13 protein-coding genes and 1 tRNA gene are annotated in these 14,161 nt (G+C 67.3%); 7 read left to right on the forward strand and 7 right to left on the reverse strand.

Going from position 1 to position 14,161, the window contains the following annotated elements; all coding sequences use genetic code 11:
• Positions 1 to 29 precede the first annotated feature (29 nt).
• Both SK095_RS10990 and SK095_RS10995 read right to left on the reverse strand, forming a co-directional pair.
• Positions 30 to 1,142 carry an alpha-hydroxy acid oxidase gene (locus SK095_RS10990; RefSeq protein ID WP_320546328.1) on the reverse strand — a complete coding sequence of 371 codons (1,113 nt, stop codon included), beginning with the start codon at positions 1,140 to 1,142 and terminating at the stop codon, positions 30 to 32.
• Positions 1,143 to 1,361: 219 nt separating this feature from the next.
• A complete protein-coding gene (locus tag SK095_RS10995) occupies positions 1,362 to 2,528 on the reverse strand; it encodes a type III PLP-dependent enzyme (RefSeq protein ID WP_136489166.1) in 1,167 nt (388 codons plus the stop codon).
• Between the two features lie 378 nt (positions 2,529 to 2,906).
• Here SK095_RS10995 and SK095_RS11000 point away from each other — a divergent pair, with 378 nt between their 5' ends.
• Both SK095_RS11000 and SK095_RS11005 read left to right on the forward strand, forming a co-directional pair.
• The gene (locus SK095_RS11000; RefSeq protein ID WP_320546329.1) at positions 2,907 to 4,490 is read left to right on the forward strand and encodes a peptide chain release factor 3; all 1,584 of its coding nucleotides are present in this window, start codon (positions 2,907 to 2,909) and stop codon (positions 4,488 to 4,490) included.
• A 60-nt stretch (positions 4,491 to 4,550) separates the two neighbouring features.
• Positions 4,551 to 5,330, forward strand: a complete 780-nt coding sequence (locus tag SK095_RS11005; protein ID WP_320546330.1) for a TatD family hydrolase — start codon at positions 4,551 to 4,553, stop codon at positions 5,328 to 5,330.
• 4 nt (positions 5,331 to 5,334) lie between these two features.
• Here SK095_RS11005 and ampE read toward each other — a convergent pair whose 3' ends face one another.
• The 3 genes from ampE to SK095_RS11020 form a co-directional block, all read right to left on the reverse strand.
• Entirely contained in the window at positions 5,335 to 6,162 is an 828-nt protein-coding gene (gene ampE / locus SK095_RS11010; protein WP_320546331.1) for a regulatory signaling modulator protein AmpE, read from the reverse strand.
• Complete coding sequence (ampD, locus tag SK095_RS11015; RefSeq protein WP_320546332.1) at positions 6,159 to 6,719, reverse strand: 1,6-anhydro-N-acetylmuramyl-L-alanine amidase AmpD; 561 nt, start codon at positions 6,717 to 6,719, stop codon at positions 6,159 to 6,161. The genes ampE and ampD overlap by 4 nt, the downstream gene beginning before the upstream one ends.
• A 63-nt stretch (positions 6,720 to 6,782) precedes the next feature.
• A complete protein-coding gene (locus SK095_RS11020; RefSeq protein WP_320546333.1) occupies positions 6,783 to 9,236 on the reverse strand; it encodes a DUF1631 family protein in 2,454 nt (817 codons plus the stop codon).
• A 319-nt stretch (positions 9,237 to 9,555) separates the two neighbouring features.
• Between SK095_RS11020 and nadC the strand changes: the two genes are divergently transcribed.
• Complete coding sequence (gene nadC, locus SK095_RS11025; RefSeq protein WP_136489160.1) at positions 9,556 to 10,404, forward strand: carboxylating nicotinate-nucleotide diphosphorylase; 849 nt, start codon at positions 9,556 to 9,558, stop codon at positions 10,402 to 10,404.
• A 73-nt stretch (positions 10,405 to 10,477) separates the two neighbouring features.
• Here nadC and SK095_RS11030 read toward each other — a convergent pair.
• Both SK095_RS11030 and thiO read right to left on the reverse strand, forming a co-directional pair.
• Positions 10,478 to 10,553, reverse strand: a tRNA-Thr gene (locus SK095_RS11030).
• A 22-nt stretch (positions 10,554 to 10,575) separates the two neighbouring features.
• On the reverse strand, positions 10,576 to 11,679 hold the full coding sequence (thiO, locus tag SK095_RS11035; protein ID WP_320546334.1) for a glycine oxidase ThiO: 1,104 nt from the start codon (positions 11,677 to 11,679) through the stop codon (positions 10,576 to 10,578).
• 230 nt (positions 11,680 to 11,909) lie between these two features.
• Between thiO and SK095_RS11040 the strand changes: the two genes are divergently transcribed.
• The 4 genes from SK095_RS11040 to SK095_RS11055 all read left to right on the forward strand — a co-directional run bounded on the left by SK095_RS11040 (position 11,910) and on the right by SK095_RS11055 (position 14,139).
• Positions 11,910 to 12,425 carry a GspH/FimT family pseudopilin gene (locus SK095_RS11040; RefSeq protein WP_320546335.1) on the forward strand — a complete coding sequence of 172 codons (516 nt, stop codon included), beginning with the start codon at positions 11,910 to 11,912 and terminating at the stop codon, positions 12,423 to 12,425.
• A 123-nt stretch (positions 12,426 to 12,548) separates the two neighbouring features.
• Entirely contained in the window at positions 12,549 to 13,022 is a 474-nt protein-coding gene (locus tag SK095_RS11045; protein ID WP_320546336.1) for a GspH/FimT family protein, read from the forward strand.
• Positions 13,019 to 13,501: a type IV pilus modification protein PilV gene (gene pilV / locus SK095_RS11050; protein WP_320546337.1), complete on the forward strand. Its 483-nt coding sequence runs from the start codon at positions 13,019 to 13,021 to the stop codon at positions 13,499 to 13,501. The genes SK095_RS11045 and pilV overlap by 4 nt, the downstream gene beginning before the upstream one ends.
• On the forward strand, positions 13,498 to 14,139 hold the full coding sequence (locus SK095_RS11055; RefSeq protein WP_320546338.1) for a PilW family protein: 642 nt from the start codon (positions 13,498 to 13,500) through the stop codon (positions 14,137 to 14,139). The genes pilV and SK095_RS11055 overlap by 4 nt, the downstream gene beginning before the upstream one ends.
• The last annotated feature ends 22 nt before the right edge of the window (positions 14,140 to 14,161 follow it).

The following is a 14,161-nucleotide window of genomic DNA, read 5'->3' on the forward strand; positions in this document are numbered from 1 at the left end:
CGCCTCAATCCCAGGCCGTCTCGCCGCCGTCAACGCGGGTACCACAGCACCTCGGGACCGATGCCGGCCAGGTCGCTGCAGCCGGTCAGTGCCATGGCGACCTCCAGTTCGGCGCGCAGCAGCTGCAGCACATGGGCCACGCCGACCGCACCGGCAGTGGCCAGGCCGAAGATGTAGGGACGGCCGATCAGCACCGCCCGCGCGCCCAGCGCCAGCGCCTTGAGCACGTCGCTGCCACGACGGATACCGCCATCGAGCAGCAGCGGCAGGCGCCCCTCTACCGCGGCGGCCACCTCGGCGAGCACATCGATGGTCGCCGGCAGGCCATCCAGGGTGCGCCCGCCGTGGTTGGAGACGATCAGCCCGTCGACGCCGGCGGCCAGCGCCCGGCCGGCGTCCGCGCCGCTCATCACTCCCTTGAGCAGGATCGGCAGGCGGGTCAGGCCGCGCAGCCAGTCCAGGTCCACCCAGGTCGGCGCCGCCGCCAGCAGCGGGCTGCCGAGCAGCAGGCTGCCGGCGGCGGGATCGGCGCTGGCCTGCAGCGGGCGCATGCCGCGCAGGTTGACCGCCTCGACACCCGGCGGCAGCACGAAGCCGGCGCGTTGCTCGCGGTTGCGCATGCCGCCGACCGGGGCGTCCACGGTGAGCACCAGTGCCTGGTAGCCGGCCGCCTCGGCGCGCTGTACCAGTTCGCGGGTGAAGCCGCGGTCGGGCTGGATGTACAGCTGGAACCACAGCGGCGTCTGCGCCTGGCGGGCTATTTCCTCCAGCGCGACGCTGGCCTGGGTACTGACCACCATGCCGGCACGCAGCGCCGAGGCCCCCAGCACGGTGGCCAACTCGCCCTCGGGATGGGCGAGCCTGTGGTAGGCGACCGGCGCGAGGAAGATCGGGTGATCGAAGGTCTGGCCGAACAGCGTGACCCGGGTGTCGCCGCCGCGCAGATCGGCCAGCACCCGGTTGCGCAGGCGCAGGCGCTGGAAAGCCGCGCAGTTGTCGCGCAGGGTGAGTTCGTCCGCCGCGCCGCCGGCCATGTAGGCCCAGGCCTGCTCGCTCATGCGGGCGCGGGCGAAGGGCTCGTAGTCGGCCAGCGCGGCGATCTCGGCAGGAATCTGCGGCAACTTGGGCAGGGGCTGGTGCATCGGCGGGTTCCTCGAACGCAGGGCGGGACGCGGGACAACGAAGCTGCACCCGCACATTCGAGAATGATTCTAAGTTGGCGCCAGCCCCCGCGACAGGCCCATCGGCCGCTTCCTTGATCCAGCACAAGCCATGGCAATGCCGGGGTGCCGGCAGGTGCGCCACAAACGAAAACGCCGCGACAGGTCGCGGCGTTTTCCATGCGGGCTACATCACCCGGCTCACGCCAGGTAGAAGGCCTTCAGCGGCGGGAAGCCGTTGAACTCCACCGCGCTGTAGCTGGTGGTGTAGGCACCGGTGGACAGCCAGTACAGGCGGTCACCGCTGGCCAGGTTCAGCGGCAGGCCGTACTTGTAGTGCTCGTACATGATGTCGGCGCTGTCGCAGGTCGGGCCGGCGATCACCACCTCTTCCATCTCGCCCTTCTTCTCGGTCCAGATCGGGAACTTGATGGACTCGTCCATGGTTTCGATCAGGCCGGAGAACTTGCCCACGTCGGTGAACACCCAGCGCTCCACGGCGGTGCGCGACTTGCGCGCCACCAGCACCACTTCGCTGACCAGGATGCCGGCGTTGGCGATCAGCGAGCGGCCCGGCTCGAGGATGATTTCCGGCAGGTCGTCGCCGAAGTCTTCCTTGAGGAAGCGGATGATCTCTTCCGCGTAGGTTTCCAGGCTGTTGGTCTTGGCGATGTAGTTGGCCGGGAAGCCGCCGCCCATGTTGATCATCTTCAGCTCGATGCCGTCCTCTTCCTTGAGGCGCTCGAAGATCACCTTGACCTTGGCGATGGCGGCGTCCCACACGGAGATGTCGCGCTGCTGGCTGCCGACGTGGAAGGACACGCCGTAGGGCACCAGGCCGAGGTCACGGGCGAGGATCAGCAGGTCCATGGCCATGTCGCTCTGGCAGCCGAACTTGCGCGACAGCGGCCAGTCGGCGGTGGTGGAGCCTTCGGTGAGGATGCGCACGTAGACCTTGGCGCCCGGCGCGGCCTTGGCGATGTTGCGCAGGTCGGCTTCCGAGTCGGTGGCGAACAGGCGCACGCCCTTCTCGTAGAAGTAGCGCACGTCGCGCGCCTTCTTGATGGTGTTGCCGTAGCTGATGCGCTCTGGGCCGACGCCCTGGGCCAGGACCTTGTCCAGCTCGTAGATCGAGGCGATGTCGAAGTTGGAGCCCTTTTCCTTCAGCAGGTCGATGATCTCCACCGCAGGGTTGGCCTTGACCGCGTAGTAGGTCTTGGCGAACGGGAAGCAGCTGCCCAACTGATCGTAGGCACGGGAGATGGTGGGCAGATCGATCACCACGAAGGGAGTTTCCTTCTGGTCAGCGAGCGCCTTCATCTTCTTGAAGGTGTCGCGATCGAAATAGTCTTCAACCTTGATGGACATGCATGGGCTCCAAAATGGCAAAACAAACGACAAATGAATGTGGTGGAGTGGCCCAGCTAGGGCCGCGAACGCCTGATCAGTTTCCCCACTTTGGTTCGCCTACTTCCCAAGGCATGTCGCCGAAAGCAAAAAGGTCAACCGCGCGTCGTGCTCGATGGCGGGTTGACCTTGCTGTCTCGTCGTCAGTACTTGAGCCGGATGGATCGTTTCCAGCATGGACGTTCGGGCGCGAACTTTAGGACCATGGGGGGTCAAGATCAACCAGAAATTTCCCCAAACCGCCCCCATTCATCACTCACCGGTCAGCGGGGGGGCTCATCCGCTATAATCGCCGCCTTTTCTGACAGACCGACTATCCGTCGACGGGTTCCCTTTCCGATGACCACTCAGGCCGCCGAAGTCGCGAAGCGCCGCACCTTCGCCATCATTTCCCACCCCGATGCGGGCAAGACCACCATCACCGAGAAGCTGCTGCTGATGGGCAAGGCGATCGCCGTCGCCGGCACGGTGAAATCGCGCAAGTCCGACCGCCACGCCACCTCCGACTGGATGGAGATGGAGAAGCAGCGCGGCATCTCGATCACCACCTCGGTGATGCAGTTCCCCTACCGCGAGCACATGATCAACCTGCTCGACACCCCCGGCCACGAGGACTTCTCGGAAGACACCTACCGCACCCTGACCGCTGTGGACAGCGCGCTGATGGTCCTCGACGGCGGCAAGGGCGTCGAGCCGCGCACCATCGCCCTGATGGAAGTCTGCCGGCTGCGCGACACCCCGATCGTCAGCTTCATCAACAAGCTCGACCGCGACATCCGCGACCCGATCGAGCTGCTCGACGAGATCGAGGCGGTGCTGAAGATCAAGGCGGCGCCGATCACCTGGCCGATCGGCTGCTACAAGGACTTCAAGGGCGTCTACCACCTCAGCGCAGACAAGGTCATCGTCTACCAGCCGGGCCACGGCCACGAGCGCATCGAGCAGATCGTCATCGACGGCCTCGACTCGGCCGAGGCGCGCGCGCATCTGGGCGACCAGTACGACGACTTCGTCGAGCAGCTGGAGCTGGTGCAGGGCGCCTGCCACGAATTCGACCAGGACGCCTTCCTGCGCGGCCAGATGACCCCGGTGTTCTTCGGCACCGCGCTGGGCAACTTCGGCGTCGACCAGGTGCTCGACGCGGTGGTCGACTGGGCGCCGCAGCCGCTGTCGCGCGCCGCCCACGAGCGCGTGGTGGAGCCGACCGAGGAGAAGTTCTCCGGCTTCGTGTTCAAGATCCAGGCGAACATGGATCCCAAGCACCGCGACCGCATCGCCTTCATGCGCATCTGCTCGGGCAAGTACGAGAAGGGCATGAAGATGCGCCACGTGCGGATCAAGAAGGACCTGAAGATCGCCGACGCGCTGACCTTCTTCTCCAGCGAGCGCGAGATGCTCGAGGAAGCCTATGCCGGCGACATCATCGGCCTGCACAACCACGGCACCATCCAGATCGGCGACACCTTCAGCGAAGGCGAGATGCTCGGCTTCACCGGCATTCCGCACTTCGCCCCGGAGCTGTTCCGCCGCGTGCGCCTCAAGGACCCGCTGAAGTCCAAGCAACTGCGCCAGGGCCTGCAGGAGCTGGCCGAGGAAGGCGCCACCCAGGTGTTCTTCCCCGAGCGCAACAACGACATCATCCTCGGCGCGGTCGGCGTGCTGCAGTTCGACGTGGTGGCCAGCCGCCTGAAGGAGGAATACAAGGTCGAGTGCGCCTACGAGGCGATCAACGTCTGGTCGGCGCGCTGGATCGAGTGCAGCGACGAGAAGAAGCTCAAGGAGTTCAAGGACAAGGCCTACGAGAACCTCGCCATCGACGGCGGCGGCCACCTCACCTACCTGGCGCCGACCCGCGTCAACCTCAGCCTGATGGAAGAGCGCTGGCCGGACGTGAAGTTCCGCGCCACCCGCGAGCATCACTGAGCCCCGGGCGGGCGCCCTCAAGGCGCCCGCTACACTTGCGACAGATGCCTGGAGGCCCCCATGCAGCTGGTCGACACCCACACCCACCTCGACTTCCCCGACTTCGACGCCGACCGCGACGCCGTGCTGGAGCGCTGCCGCGCGCTGGGCGTGGAGAAGCTGGTGGTGCTCGGCGTCTACCAGGCCAACTGGCAGCGCCTGTGGGATCTGGTCGAGCGCGAGGACGGCCTGCATGCCGCCTTCGGCCTGCATCCGATCTATCTCGACCGGCACCGTCCGGAGCATCTGACCGAGCTGCGCAGTTGGCTGGAGCGGCTCGCCGGCCACGAAAAGCTGTGCGCTCTCGGCGAGTTCGGCCTCGACTGGTACATCGAGGGACTCGACCGCGAAGGCCAGCAGGCGCTGTTCGAGGCCCAGCTCGCGCTGGCGGCGGAGTTCGCGCTGCCGGCGCTGCTGCACGTGCGCCGCGCCCACGCCGCCACCATCGCCACCCTCAAACGCTACCGTCTCCCGTGCGGCGGCATCGTGCACGCCTTCGCCGGCAGCGCCGAGGAGGCCAGGGAGTACCTGAAGCTCGGCTTCCGGCTGGGCCTCGGCGGCGCCGCCACCTGGCCGCAGGCCAACCGCCTGCGCAAGGTGGTGGCGCAGCTGCCACTGGAGGCCATAGTGCTGGAGACCGACGCACCGGACATGGCGCCGAGCATGCACGCCGGTCGACGCAACAGCCCGGAATACCTGCCCGAGATCTGCGCCGCGCTGGCCGGGCTGCGCGGCATCGCCGCGGAGGAGCTGGCCGCCGCCAGCAGCCGCAACGCGTACGAGCTGTTCGGCTGGTGCTGAGCCCTCAGGGCAGCAGGATTGCCAGCGCCAGGGCGCTGTACCAGAGCAGGCCGGTTCGGCGCAGCAGCTGCCACAGCTCGTCGAGAGTTTCCACGCCGCCCCGCCCCGGCAGGGCATCGGCCGCGGCCCGTCCGGCCTCGGCCACCAGCTGCGTGGCGCTCGCGCGCAGGTCGAACAGGTACGCCCAGAACACCCGGTTGGCCGCGACGAAGTTGCCGGCCAGCGCCAGACTCAGCACCAGCAGGCGAGCCGGCAGCCAGTCCAGGCCATGGCGCAGGCGCGCCGCCCAGCGGCGCAGCCCGGCGTCGCCGGCATGCTCGACCAGCAGCGCCAGCAGGCGATAGGCCAGCGCCGCCAGCGGACCGAGCACGGCATACCAGAACACCACCGCGAAGAACCCCTGATACGCCTGCCAGAGCAGGAAACCCTGCGCCTCGGCCAGCAGCTTCGGCGCATCCTCGGCCTGCACGCCGAGGTCGCGACGGGCATCCAGATAGGCCGCCTCGACATCGCCGCGCTGCCAGCTGTCGCGAAACGGTGCCAGGCTGAGCTGCGGATCGCCACGACCGAGACTCCACAACAGCACCAGCACATGCACCGGCAGCAGCAGGATGCCGTAGGCCAGCGGCGCCAGCATCCACAGCAGCAGGCCGAGCAGCAGCAACGGCATGCCGAACAGCAGCGCCAGCTGGCGCAGCGGACGCCCGGCCAGCCGGGGCTCGGCCTCGACGCGCGCCAGGGCGGCGCGCAAAGGCCCATCCTGCTGCACCCGCTCGCGCCAGTGGCCGATCCGCTCCAGCAGCACGACCAGCAGCAACACCAGAAAGCTCATGCCTGCCGCTCCGTGGCCAGGGAATCCAGGTAGCGCGGCCAGTCGAAGGCCGGGCCGGGGTCGCTCTTGCGTCCCGGCGCGATGTCGCTGTGGCCGCAGATGCGCTCGCGGGTGATGTCCGGATAGACGCGCATCAGCTCGCGGGTCAAGTCACGCAGGGTGGCGTACTGGGCGTCGCTGTAGGGCAGTTCGTCGGTGCCCTCCAGCTCGATGCCGAGGGAGAAGTCGTTGCACTGCTCGCGGCCGGCGAAGCAGGACACCCCGGCATGCCAGGCGCGCTCGTTGCAGGAGACGAACTGGATCAGGCTGCCGTCGCGCTCGATGAGGAAGTGCGCCGACACCTGCAGGTGGGCGATGCCGGCGAAATAGGGATGGGCCTGCGGATCCAGCTCGTTGCGGAACAGCGCATGCACCTGGCCGGTGCCGAACTGCCCCGGCGGCAGGCTGATGTTGTGGATGACCAGCAGCGACACCTCGCCGCTCGGTCGCATGTTGAAGTTGGGCGAGGGACAGTGCTGGGCGCTGGCGCACCAGCCGGTCCGGGGGTCGATCTGCATGGGCGGCTCCTTGGTTGCAGCCACTCTAGAGCAGCCCGCCGCCCCCGCCAAGCCGGTGCGCCGTCAGGCTTCGCGCATCTCGCGCAGGTTGCCGATGATCGCCTGCAGCGCGCGATCGAAGGGCTGGGCGTTGTCCATCAGCCGCGCCGCGCCGCAGGCAAAGACCCGGGCCAGGCCGGCACGATCGTAGGTGGCGACCTTGGCGCCGCCGCGATTGACGAAGATGTACTCCCCGCTGACGCGGATGAAGGCCGCCAGCTTGCAGCGCTGCCGGCTGCCATCGTCGGCGCAGAACTCGACCCAGCTGCCGGCTCCCAGGCCATCGACCAGCGCCCAGTGCGCCTCATCGATCACCACGGCCTCGACCGCCGCCGGAGCTTCCGCCTGCGCCGACGCCTCTGTCTGAACGGGCGGATCGACTTCAACCACGTCGAGCGCCTGGCCCGGAAGCTCCGTGACCGATGCAACCGCTTCCTCGCAGACAGGCTCCGGCAGCCTCTCGACCACCTCGGCTACCGCACGCTCCCAGCAGTCGAACTGCGCGTCATCGTGCGCGCCCTGACGCAGGGCAACCACAACCGTTTCCCGCAGCGCCTCACCGGCGTCCAGCAGCGGAATCTCGGGCATGGTCGCCGACGCAACCGGCTCCTCGGCCGCGAGTTCGACCGCCACACCCGGCACGAGCGGCTCGCCACCCGGCACAAGTTCGGCAGCCGGCTCGACCGACTCGACCGACTCGACCGACTCGACCGACTCGACCGACTCGACCGAAGGCTCCCGCAACGGCTCGGGCGAATCCAGCACTGCCGGCGGCGCCACGGGCTCGACCAGGCCATCGCGGAAATCGGCGAGCAGCTTGCGCTGCCACTGGGTCAGCTCCTGGAAGAAGCGCTGCTGCTCGAAGGGCTCGTAGGCCACCCGCTCCAGACCGCGCTTCAGCTCGGCGAGCAACTCGCTGCGCCGCGGCTCCTGCAGCAGGCGGGCATCCTCGCGGCTGCGCAGCGGCGCCACCCGGGCCAGCAGCTCGTCGAGCGTGGCCAACGCCCCGCTCCACTCTGCAGAAGCATCGCCCTCGCGCAGCAGGATCAGCTGCAGCAAGCCGCCCCAGCCACGCTCCAGTCCCTGGACGATGGCGGCCGGCAGGGTCAGCCCGTGCAGACGCTCGCTGAGCAGCCGGTCGACCTGCTGACGGGCATTTTCCCGCAGCGCCCGCGCCTCCTCCGCCTCCAGCAGGCGCTGTTCGAGCAGGACCGCACGCTTGCGCTCGCTGGCGCTGAAGCGGCTGAAATCCTCGAGCAGCCTGGCGAATACCCCCGGATCATCGGTGAAGTCCTCGCGCAGCCGTTGCGACACCTGCTCGATCTTGCTGCGCAGGCGGTCGCGGTGGATATCGGCCAGATCCTCGCTGTCGCGCGCGGCGACGGTCACCTCGTTGAGCAGCTGGCGCGCCGGATGGCTCTGCTCGGCAAACACGCCCTGGTCGAGGATCGCCGCCTTGAGCAGCGGAACCTGCATGTCGCCGATGGGGCCACGCAGCGGCTCGGGCAACTCCGCATCGCCGAGCACCTGCTCGAACAGCATGGAGACCAGGGTGATCACGTCCTCGTCCAGCTTGCCGATCACCCGCGGACGCGGGCTGTTGGCGCTGGCGCGCGCAAGCAGGCCATCCAGCTGCTGGCGCAGGTTCGCAGCGCCCCCCGACGGCTGGCGCTGGAGGACCGACAGCAGGCGGGTCAGGTCGCCCTGGGTGATCGGCACCGCATCGGCCGGCGCGGTCGACGCCGCGCCCCGCACCTGGCCCAGCAGTTCGCGCAGCTCGCCGAGCGCCACCTGCGCCCCGGCCTCCCGGCCCTCGGCCACCGCCGCCCGCTCGCCAGCGGCTGCACGCGACGGACGCGGGGTGTGCAGCTGCAGGTCGGGCAGGACTCCGGCGGCGATCAGTTGATCGTTGACGGCGGCATACAGCTCGCCGACGGACTTGAGCAGGTGCTTCTCGAACAGCTTGAGCAACAGCAGGCGCACCTGGATCTTCAGTTCCAGCGGGCGCAGGGCGTCGAGCATCAGGGTGCACAGGGTGCGGGCCGACAGCGGATTGTTGTCCTCGGTGACCGGTACGCCGACCAGGGCCTGCAGGCGCTGCTGCAACGGATTGAACTCGGCACCATGCTCGCTCAGCGAGCGCATCACCATCGTCTTGATGGCGACCGACTCCTCGAGTTCGTCATGACTCACCAGCGACAGCAGGCCGGCCGGCAGGACGTCCATGACGGCTTGGTGGTGCTGGGCGCCGACCTCGCGAAATGCCTTGTCCAGCCCGTCCAGCACGGACTTTTCCATGCTTTCGCGCTTGAGCCGCAGCGTGCGCATGGCATCGAACAGCTCCTGCTGATCGGCGTTGCTGGCGACCCGCCCGCACATCTCGAACAGGCTGTCGTCCGCCGCATCGAGTACGCGCTGCAAGCCCTGCTTGAGAAACTGCCGCGCCTGCTCGCGCAGCGGCTGTAGACCGGCAGGCATAGAACGCTCCGCTGTCGGCGAGCGCATGGCGGCCCCGACTTGCAGCGGGACGACTTTCGCTCCAATGGACATGGTACTTCCCTCGGGCCGGCGACCCGGGCAGGGCCGACGCGACTATTCGTAGCTTGGGCCTGCACAACGTCCCGCGTTGCGACAGGCGATGGCCCGATTATAGGGAGGGCAAGGTGCCAGCAGAGCAGGCCGATTGCAGGATCCTGCGGCAGATCACACAAGCACCATGACCGTCTTTGCCTTTCGCGAAAAAGCCGGCCTGCGGCGAAAAGCCTATAATCCGCCGAAAATGCACAGGGAGCCCGTCATGCCCAACCTTCGCCTTGCCGATCTCGGCGCCGAAATCACCGCCAACGTGCGCGCCGCGCTTGCCGAGGACGTCGGCAGCGGCGACATCACCGCCCAGCTGATCCCCGCCGAACGCCAGGCGCGGGCGCGCATCATCACCCGCGAGGCGGCCACCATCTGCGGCACCGCCTGGGTCGACGAGGTGTTCCGCCAGCTCGACCCGCGGGTGCAGGTGCAGTGGAACATCGCCGACGGCGAGCGGGCCATGCAGGACCAGACCCTGTTCACCCTCGAAGGCCCGGCGCGCGCCCTGCTCAGCGGCGAGCGCAGCGCACTGAACTTCCTGCAGCTGCTCTCCGGCGTGGCCTCGCGCTGCCGCGAGTACGCCGACCTGGTCGAAGGCACCGCGGTCAAGCTGCTCGACACCCGCAAGACCCTGCCCGGCCTGCGCCTGGCACAGAAGTACGCGGTCACCTGCGGCGGCTGCCACAACCACCGCATCGGCCTGTACGACGCCTTCCTGATCAAGGAGAACCACATCGCCGCCTGCGGCGGCATCGCCCAGGCCGTCGCCGCCGCCCATCGGATCGCCCCGGGCCGCCCGGTGGAGGTGGAGGTGGAGAACCTCGACGAACTGCGCGAGGCCCTGGAAGCCGGTGCCGACATCATCATGCTCGACGAACTCGACCACGACGACATGCGCACCGCCGTCGCCCTCACCGCCGGCCGCGCCAAGCTGGAGGCTTCCGGCGGCATCAATCGCGACAACCTGCGCAGCTACGCGGAAACCGGCGTCGACTACATCTCCATCGGCACCCTGACCAAGGACGTCAAGGCCATCGACCTGTCGATGCGTCTGAGCCTGTAAGCGCTTTGCGACCGCGCAAAGCAAAACAGCCCGTTGCGCATCGAAGCGCAACGGGCTGTCTGGTCTGAAGCAGTGGTGCCGGTGAAAGGAATCGAACCCTCGACCTTCTCATTACGAATGAGCCGCTCTACCGACTGAGCTACACCGGCGAAAAACGTGGCGCGAAGGCTATCACTGAGCCCGGCGCAGGCGCAAGGCGGGCGCGTAGGGCGCCGGGTCGACAATCGGCGCCTGGCCCAGCAGCAGGTTGCTCAGCAGCTGACAGGAGGCCGGCGCCAGCACCAGACCGTTGCGGAAGTGCCCGCAGTTCAGCCACAGCCCGTCGTGCTCCGGCACCGGACCGATGAACGGGATACCGTCCGGCGAGCCCGGACGCAGGCCAGCCCAGTGCCTGACCACCTCGGCGTCGGCCAGCGCCGGCAGCAGCTCGATGGCCGAGGCGCGCAGGCTGCCCAGCGCCTCGGCGGTCGGCGTCTTGTCGAAGCCCTCGTACTCCAGGGTACTGCCGACCAGGATATGGCCGTCGCGGCGCGGGATCGCGTAGCGCCCATTGGCCATCACCATGCTCGGCAGGAAATCCGCCGCGCACTTGAACAGGATCATCTGCCCCTTGACCGGCTCCACCGGCAGCGCGAGGCCGAGACTCTTGAGCAGCTCGCCGCTCCAGGCGCCAGCGGCGACCACCACGGCATCGGCAAGCAGCTCGCCCTGCCTGGTCTGCACACCGACCACCCGACCATCCTCGCGCAGGAAGCCCTCGACGGCACAGTGCTCGCGGATCTCGACGTTGGGCAGCTGCGCCAGCGCCGCACGCAGCGACCTGAGCAGGCGCGGATTGCGCACGTTGGCCACCCCGGCCATGTGGATCGCGTGCCGGTAGCCGTGGCGCAGCACCGGCACCGCCGCCTCGACCTCGGCCATCGGCACCGAGCGCAGCGGCCGCCCCTCGCGCGCGGCCCAGGCCAGCGCCTCGGCCTCGTCCTCCAGATCCAGCCAGTATAGCCCGGTGACGTGCACCTCGGGATCGACCCCGCCCTCCTCGATCAGCCTGTCGGCCAGGCGCGGATAGAAGTCCTGCGACCAGTGCGCCAGCGCCGTCACCGCCGGGCTGTAACGCCACGGATAGAGCGGCGAGACGATGCCGCCACCGGCCCAGGAAGCCTCGCCGCCCACGGCGGACTGATCGAGCAGGGTGACGGTACAGCCGGCCTGGGCCAGCAGACGCGCCGACTGCAGGCCGATGGCCCCGGCGCCGATGATGAGGATGTTGTGCATGAAGATTCCAGGCAGACAGATTGTGAGGGTACTCGGGAAAAGGCTGGTCCAGCACGCTACCGATCTGCTTGCAGAGTCTACGCTTCGCAGCCGGGCACAGCCATGCCAGCAAAAATCCGATCCACCACCGGTACAGGCTTCACAACCGGCTGGCGATCACAATCCGCCGCGCGGAATCCCCCTAGAATCCGTTGCAGCCTCATCCAGGTTCCGACACGGACGTCGAATCCATGAAAGCGATGCGTGGACAAACATTGCTCGAACTCATGGCATGCCTGCTCATCGCAGGCATCCTGCTGGGCATTGCAGCTCCCTCCTTTAGCGAGATGCTGCGCAAAAACCGCCAGACCCAAGCCGTCAACCAGCTCCTGGGAGAGCTAAACCATGCCCGCGCCTCAGCCGTGCTGGAACGAACGACCATCGGCATCTGCTCCGGCAGCTCCGCCTGCGATGGCTCCCGAACCTGGAGCCGCAACCTGCTGGTGTTCGAGGACAGCAACCGGAATGGGCGATTCGAGACAGGCGAACGCCTGATCCGCCAGATCAGGCTACCCGACGATGTCACATGGCGCTGGTCCCGCTTCGGGCAACAGGCGCACCTGCACTTCGAGGCCAATGGAACCACTCGTGCAGCCAATGGGACTCTGACACTGTGCATGAACAACCAACCCCAACACCAACTGGTCATCAGCCTTTCCGGCCGCATACGCAGCCAGCCAGCTGCCGCCGGTGCCTCCTGCGGATAGCCCATACCGTTCGTCGCCCGTTTGTTGCGCCCATCCCGGGCAACTGGCCTTCGATCGCCCCATTCAGGATGCTTTACCTGCAGAAAAAGCCATCACACCCCGGAAAACCACGAGCAAGAGCAGATGCACTCACATAACGGCTTTTCGCTGATCGAACTGATGGTGGTCATCGCCATCATCGCCATCATCGCCGGCATCGGCGTCCCCAGCTTCCGCAACCTCACGCTGGACAGCCGCCTGAACAGCACAGCCAACCATCTCCTTGGCGCCCTGCGCCTCGCCCGTAGCGAGGCGATCACGCTGCGCACCAACATCACGGTCTGCGCAGCAAATGAGAGCAACAGTGCCTGTGCGAACGGCACCAACTGGACTGACGGCATGCTGCTGCTGAACGGGGCCGAAGTGATACGTGTCATCCCTGCGGCAGCGAGCGGGCTGACCATCACGAGTTCGCACGGCAGCGCAGCCTTCCGCGCCAACGGCACCCTCAGCCCCTCGTCTCTGGTGCTGACCATCGGCGAAACCGAACGCTCCAAGAGTCACGCGGTAAAGGTGAATGCCATCGGTCAGGCCTGCAGCGGGAGCGCCTGTCCATGAAGAAGGAGCGCGGCTTCACCTTGATCGAGGTACTCATTGCCCTGCTCGTGCTGGCAGTCGGCCTGCTGGGCATGGCCAGCCTGATGATGACCAGCCTGCAATCGAGCCAGAGCGCCTACCTGCGCAGCCAAGCCAGCCTGCTGGCCCAGGACTTGGTCGAGCGCATGCGCGCAAATCGCAACCAGGCCATCAGCTCCAACAACTACACGCTAACAGCAAGCGCCAGCGCCACCACGAGTCCGGGATGCAGCAGTAGCGGCTGCTCGCCGAGCGCCCAGGCGCAACAGGACCTCCACGACTGGCGGGCCGCGCTGGAGGCTGGAATCCCGGGTGCCACAGCCAGCGTCGACCGAGCCAATAACAACGAGTACACCATCACCATCGCCTGGGAGGAGAACGCCAGCGAGGATGTCGACAACGACCCCGACACCCCCAGGACACGCGTCCCTGCTACCTTCGAGCTGAGAGTCAACCTATGAAGCGGCAACACGGCCTTTCTCTTGTCGAGCTGATGGTGGCAATCCTGATCAGCTCCCTCCTGCTGCTCGGCGTACTGCAGCTGTTCGGCAACAGCACCGAGTCCGATCGCACGGTCAACGCCCTAGCCCGTGTCCAGGAGGGCGGCCACGCCATCCTCGAGATAATAGGTACCGATGCGCGGCGTGCCGGTTACCAAGGCTGCAGCTCGATTGCCAACAAGACCACAGTCGGCAGCGTCACCTTTCCCGACGACGCCCTGGCTGCGGCTACCAAGAGCGTGACCTTCCGCTACGCGACGAGGGAGGACACAGGAACCGATTTCAGCGCCAGCAACGCCTGCGACGGCGCCGCCCTGCACCTGCGGGCAGTCACCTATGCCCAGTGCACCAACGGCACGTCCCTGTGCATGACGCTGAACGGCGGCTCTGCCGACCCGATTCTCGACAATGCAGTGCTCGACAGCATCTTCTTCGGCATTCCCGAGGGCAACGCCACCCGCTGGGTCGAAAGCGCCAATGTCAGCGCCACGCAACTGGCCAGCGCCCAGGCCGTACGCATCCAGCTCACCCTCAACGACGCACGCACCGGAGTAACACGCACCTTCAGCGGCACCTACGAACTGAGGAACCGGATCTGATGAACACACATAACCGACAAGG

The sequence above is a fragment of the Pseudomonas sp. AN-1 genome (genome assembly GCF_034057115.1).
In the GTDB taxonomy this organism is placed as follows: domain Bacteria; phylum Pseudomonadota; class Gammaproteobacteria; order Pseudomonadales; family Pseudomonadaceae; genus Geopseudomonas.